The organism is Kitasatospora sp. NPDC057738, from assembly GCF_042798815.1.
GTDB lineage: Bacteria > Actinomycetota > Actinomycetes > Streptomycetales > Streptomycetaceae > Kitasatospora > Kitasatospora lactacystinica.
On the sequence record NZ_JBHVJT010000010.1, the window covers coordinates 136317 to 140790 of the forward strand.

Genomic DNA, 4474 nt, shown 5'->3' on the forward strand with positions numbered 1-4474 from the left:
GCTTGCATGTGTACAATGGCCGGGAGGAGGTGGCCTGCCTGCTCTCTGTGCTGCGCGGGTTGTGGTAGCGCCCGGCCCCGGTCGCGGCGTTCCCCCCCCGGGCCGCTCCGCCGGCGTGGAGTCGGGCGCCGCCGGCGGGCCGTCACATCCGCTGGAGGTTCCGCACCAGTCCGGTCATCTTCGGCGAGGGGGCGACGTTCAGCTCGCGCTGCAGGAACGAACGGTAGTGCTGGTACGAGCGCAGCGCGCTGGCGAGGTTGCCCTCGGCGAGGTGCACCTCGACCACGATCCGGTGGGCCGTCTCACGGACCGGGTCGATGGCGATCGCCGCCAGCGCGGTCTGCAGCGCCGACAGATAGCGCTCCGCGTCGCACAGTTGGTGCGCCAGCCCCTCCAGGGCGTACAACCGCAGCTGGTCCCACCGCTCCCGCTCCAGCGTCAGCCACTCCTCCTCCCAGCCCGGCAGCAGCTCGGCGGCGAGGTCGTCCACGATGTCGTCGCAGCTGACCGGCAACCGGTCGAGCCCGGACACGACCTGCCGTGCGGAGCAGCGCGCCGACCGCAGGTCCACCCGGACCGCCGGGGCGAGGCGCAGCCACTGCCCCGGGCTCTCGACCGGTATGGCCCGGCCGCGCCGCACGTGGTAGAGGGCGGTGCGCAGGTTCGCGGCCGAGCGGTGCTGGGTGCAGTCCGGCCAGAGCCGTTCGGCGACCGCCCCGCGCTGGACGCCGCCGTCGTGCAGGGCGAGGAACGCCAGCAGGTGCTGAGCACTCACCGGAAGGGACACACAGCGTCCCGCGTCGGTGGCCTCGAAGCCCCGCAGCAGCTCGATGCCCGGACCGTCCCACAACACACCCCCAACTCTGTCCCGGCAGTCCGTCGCCCGCACCCGTTCGGACGTGCCCCGGTTGCGGCCGGGGCCCGTCACGGCCGTGTCCGTCCGGCCCCGGACCACCGTCGCGCGTGCGTCGAACGGACGTTGTGACGGCGTCACGGTGACGCCGCCCGGGCGTCACGGCCGTCGTCGCCGACCGTGACGGCAACGCCCCGCAGTCGACCGGCCGACACCCTAATGGGCCGCCCCCGAACGGGTGTTGGAGGAGTCGCCGATCCGTCGCTGACATCCGGACCGGTCCGCGGGACCGCCGGCGGTCACGGCGCGTGCATCGACCGGTCCGTGACGCGGCGAACGGCCGCGGCGGATCCGTCACGAGGACGCGACGCGCCGGCGACGGCACCCGCGCGCCGGCCGTGACGCTCCCCGGCACACTCCCGCGACGGCCGGCCCGTTGACTGGCACCACCTGCTGCCCGGCGGAGCGCACCCGAAGCCCCGCCCGACACCGGAAGGCGATTCCCCATGAAAGCCAGATCGGTGCTGGACGACGTCCGCGCCCCCGAGGACGAACTCCTCGGCGACCCGGCCGTGTGCATCGCCGTCCTGGACGGTCCCGTCGACCTGTCGCACCCCTGCTTCGAGGGCGCGGACCTCACCCGGCTGGACACGCTCGTCGCCGAACCGGCCGGCAACGGCCCGATGTCGCTGCACGGCACCCACGTCGCGAGCCTGCTCTTCGGCCGGCCCGACGGTCCGTACGCCGGGATCGCCCCGCGCTGCCGCGGACTGGTCCTGCCGGTCTTCACGGACGCGGGCGAAGGCCGGGTGCCGCAGCTCGACCTGGCCCGGGCCGTCGAACGCGCCGTGCAGGAGGGGGCGCACATCATCAACATCAGCGGCGGCGAAGCCGGCACGGACGCCCAGCCGGACCCCGTGCTGGAACGGGCGCTGCGGCTGTGCGACGAGAACGGGGTCCTGGTGGTCGCGGCCGTCGGCAACGACGGCTGCGACTGCGCCCAGGTGCCGGCCTCCGTCCCGACGGTGCTCGCCGTCGGCGCGGCCGGACCCGACGGCGAGCCGCTGGACATCAGCAACTGGGGCTCCGCGTACGCCGCCCACGGCGTGCTCGCCCCCGGGAGCGACATCGAGGGCGCCGCCCCGGGCGGGGGCGGCGCCGCCCTGACCGGCAGCAGCTTCGCCACACCGCTGGTGGCCGGGGTCGCCGCCCTGCTGGTCGCCGCGCAGGTGCGCGCGGGGCGCCCGCCCGACCCGCGGGCGGCCCGCCGGGCCCTGCTGCGGGGCGCGCGGTCCGTGCCCTGCGCACCCGCCGACGCACCGGAGTGCCGGCGCCGGCTGGTCGGCCACCTGGACGCGGCCCGGGCCTACGGGCTCACCGCCCGAGGAGACCTGACGGACCGGCCGGCCAGTACCGGGACCACGGCGGACGCCGCCCGCCGCACCATCCCCTCCCCCGAGGTCGGGGCCGCCGCGGCCGGCGCACCCTCGCTGCTCGGGGCCTCCCCTTACGACTCGCACGAGGGAGCCAGCACCATGGACACCCAGAGCGTTCCCGTCGCCACCGCCGAGGCCGTTCAAGCCCCCCAGGTCGCACCGGCCGCGCAGGCCGTACCGGGCCCGGAGGCCGTCCAGGCCTTCCAGGCCGCACCCGCCGCGCAGAGCGCACCGTACGAAGCCCTCCCCCCGGCCGGAGCCGTCGCCGGGGTGGCGGGCGCCACCGCCGCCGGCGCCCAGCCCGCGGGCGCCACCGCCGTCCCGCCGCCCATGCCACTGACCGCGCCCGCCGTGGCCGCGCCCCCGCCGTCCACCGGCGCGACGGTGTCCGGCCAGGCCCCGGCGGCCCCCTGCGCGTGCCAGGGCGGCGGGCCCTCGGGGGCCGGGCTGCCAGGGGCCGTACCGTCGGGATCCGTGCCCTCGGGCGGCGGCGTCCGGCCCTCCTGCGCCTCCACCAACAACCGCCCGCTGGTGTTCGCGATCGGCCAGGTCGGGGTGGACTTCCTGACCGAGGCCCGCCGGGACAGCTTCCGCCAGCTGATGGACCCCGTCGAGGTGCCGGTCGAAGGCAAACCCGATGTGATGAAGGAACTGCCCGCCAATCCCTACGACGCCGACCAGCTGCACAGGTACCTGACCGCCAACCCGTGGGCCTCCGACAAGGTCACCTGGACGCTGAACCTGGAGAGCACACCCGTCTACGCGATGGAGGCCGAACCCGCGGCCGGCATGGACTGGACCAGCAACCCCCTGGTGCAGCTCGGGTCGAGGGCGGAGGTGGAGGCGATCGTCAACGACCGCAGAAAGCTCGCGGACGCCCTGCTGGCACTCGCCGCACCCGCCGCCCCGGTGTCCACGATCTACCGGTCCTTCCGGGACGCCTACCTCGGCCAGCACAAGTACACCCAGGACGAGGACGGCTACATCTCCCGGATCTCGATACCCGGCCGGCTGACCGACCGGACCGTACGGCTGTTCTCCGGACAGGTCGTGCCGGTCGTCGAGGTCAAGAGCCGCGGCGTCTACATCTGGTACCAGAAGCAGCTGGTGGACGCCGTGGTGAAGGCCGTCATGCACCAGGCGCACCACGACTCGCTGACGGTCGACGAGACCTACGTCCGCAAGACCATGGACGCGTTCCTCGACAAGGTCTACTACCAGTTCCGCAACCTCGGGCAGACCTCCGCCGACCGGGCACTGAACTCCGCCGGGACGAACGCGTTCTCGATCGCCGGCCCGATCAGCAAGGCCATGCTGCTGGGCCAGAGCGTCCCCAGCACCGTGACGGAGTCCGGCAAGCCGATCTCCCTGTACTGCATCGACACCATCTCCGTCGCGAAGAGCCCGTACTGCCGCATGGGATCGGACTGCCAGGACGTGAAGGTGACCTTCTTCGACCCCGAGGACGACCGGCACGCGCGGGTCTCCATGCTGTTCACGATCGACGTCAGCGACGAGTTCCCCGTCACCCTGGCGCCGGCCCACCAGTTCCTGGAGTCCTGAGCACCCGGCACCGTCGGTGGCCACGCCGACCGGACGCCCCCACGCCACCCGTCAGGAGGAGACGGATCATGAAAACCCCCGCAGGGCTCCCCAAGCCCACTCCGAGACTGCCGGTCCTCGCCCCGCCGGTCCGCCGGGACGGCCGGGACGAGGCCGGAACGCTGCCCGGCAACCCGGGCGTCGTACCGGCCCGGTCGGCCTGCGCCGGCCTCACCGGCCCCGCCCGGAGCATGTGCTACGCGGCCCTCTGACGCCCCGCCCCGACGGGCCCCGCCGAGGACGGAGTGCAACCAGCACGACGAGAAGGGATGAGCAGAAATGACCAACGAAGAATTCCGTGAGGAGCGCCGGACGTGGATTCCCACGCCGCAGCTCCCGAAGCTGGCGGAGCCGGTGGACCGCACCCGCCGCACCGGCGGCGCCCTGGGCAACACCCCCGGCATCGAGGCCGACTTCGACTGGGGCAAGCTCGCAGGCACCCTGGCGAACGTGGCCTCCAGCATCTTCTGATGAGGCACCCCGCGCCGGGGGGGGGGACCAAAGGGGCCGTTGCCGGCCACCCCCCCCCTTGTTGCCTCTCCCCCCACCCCTCCCCAGGGTACCCCACACGAGAGAAACGAAA

General features: G+C 74.0%; 4 protein-coding genes. 3 read left to right on the forward strand and 1 reads right to left on the reverse strand.

All coding sequences use genetic code 11. The features are described from left to right. Window positions 1–142: 142 nt before the first annotated feature. On the reverse strand, window positions 143–853 hold the full coding sequence (locus ACFVGO_RS08065) for a BTAD domain-containing putative transcriptional regulator (protein ID WP_359915540.1): 711 nt from the start codon (window positions 851–853) through the stop codon (window positions 143–145). 506 nt (window positions 854–1359) lie between these two features. On the opposite strand from ACFVGO_RS08065, the gene ACFVGO_RS08070 reads away from it, so the two are divergent. The 3 genes from ACFVGO_RS08070 to ACFVGO_RS08080 all read left to right on the forward strand — a co-directional run bounded on the left by ACFVGO_RS08070 (window position 1360) and on the right by ACFVGO_RS08080 (window position 4362). Continuing rightward, window positions 1360–3852: a S8 family serine peptidase gene (locus ACFVGO_RS08070; protein ID WP_380631107.1), complete on the forward strand. Its 2493-nt coding sequence runs from the start codon at window positions 1360–1362 to the stop codon at window positions 3850–3852. Between the two features lie 68 nt (window positions 3853–3920). Beyond that, window positions 3921–4103: a hypothetical protein gene (locus ACFVGO_RS08075; protein ID WP_359915544.1), complete on the forward strand. Its 183-nt coding sequence runs from the start codon at window positions 3921–3923 to the stop codon at window positions 4101–4103. 67 nt (window positions 4104–4170) lie between these two features. Beyond that, window positions 4171–4362, forward strand: coding sequence for a hypothetical protein (locus ACFVGO_RS08080; RefSeq protein ID WP_380631108.1), 192 nt, complete (start codon window positions 4171–4173; stop codon window positions 4360–4362). The last annotated feature ends 112 nt before the right edge of the window (window positions 4363–4474 follow it).

What these genes read in the sequence shown, in the direction of transcription:
- ACFVGO_RS08070 (WP_380631107.1), top strand. Translation starts at nt 1,360, where the DNA reads ATGAAAGCCAGATCGGTGCTGGACGACGTCCGCGCCCCCGAGGACGAA.
- ACFVGO_RS08075 (WP_359915544.1), top strand. Translation starts at nt 3,921, where the DNA reads ATGAAAACCCCCGCAGGGCTCCCCAAGCCCACTCCGAGACTGCCGGTC.
- ACFVGO_RS08080 (WP_380631108.1), top strand. Translation starts at nt 4,171, where the DNA reads ATGACCAACGAAGAATTCCGTGAGGAGCGCCGGACGTGGATTCCCACG.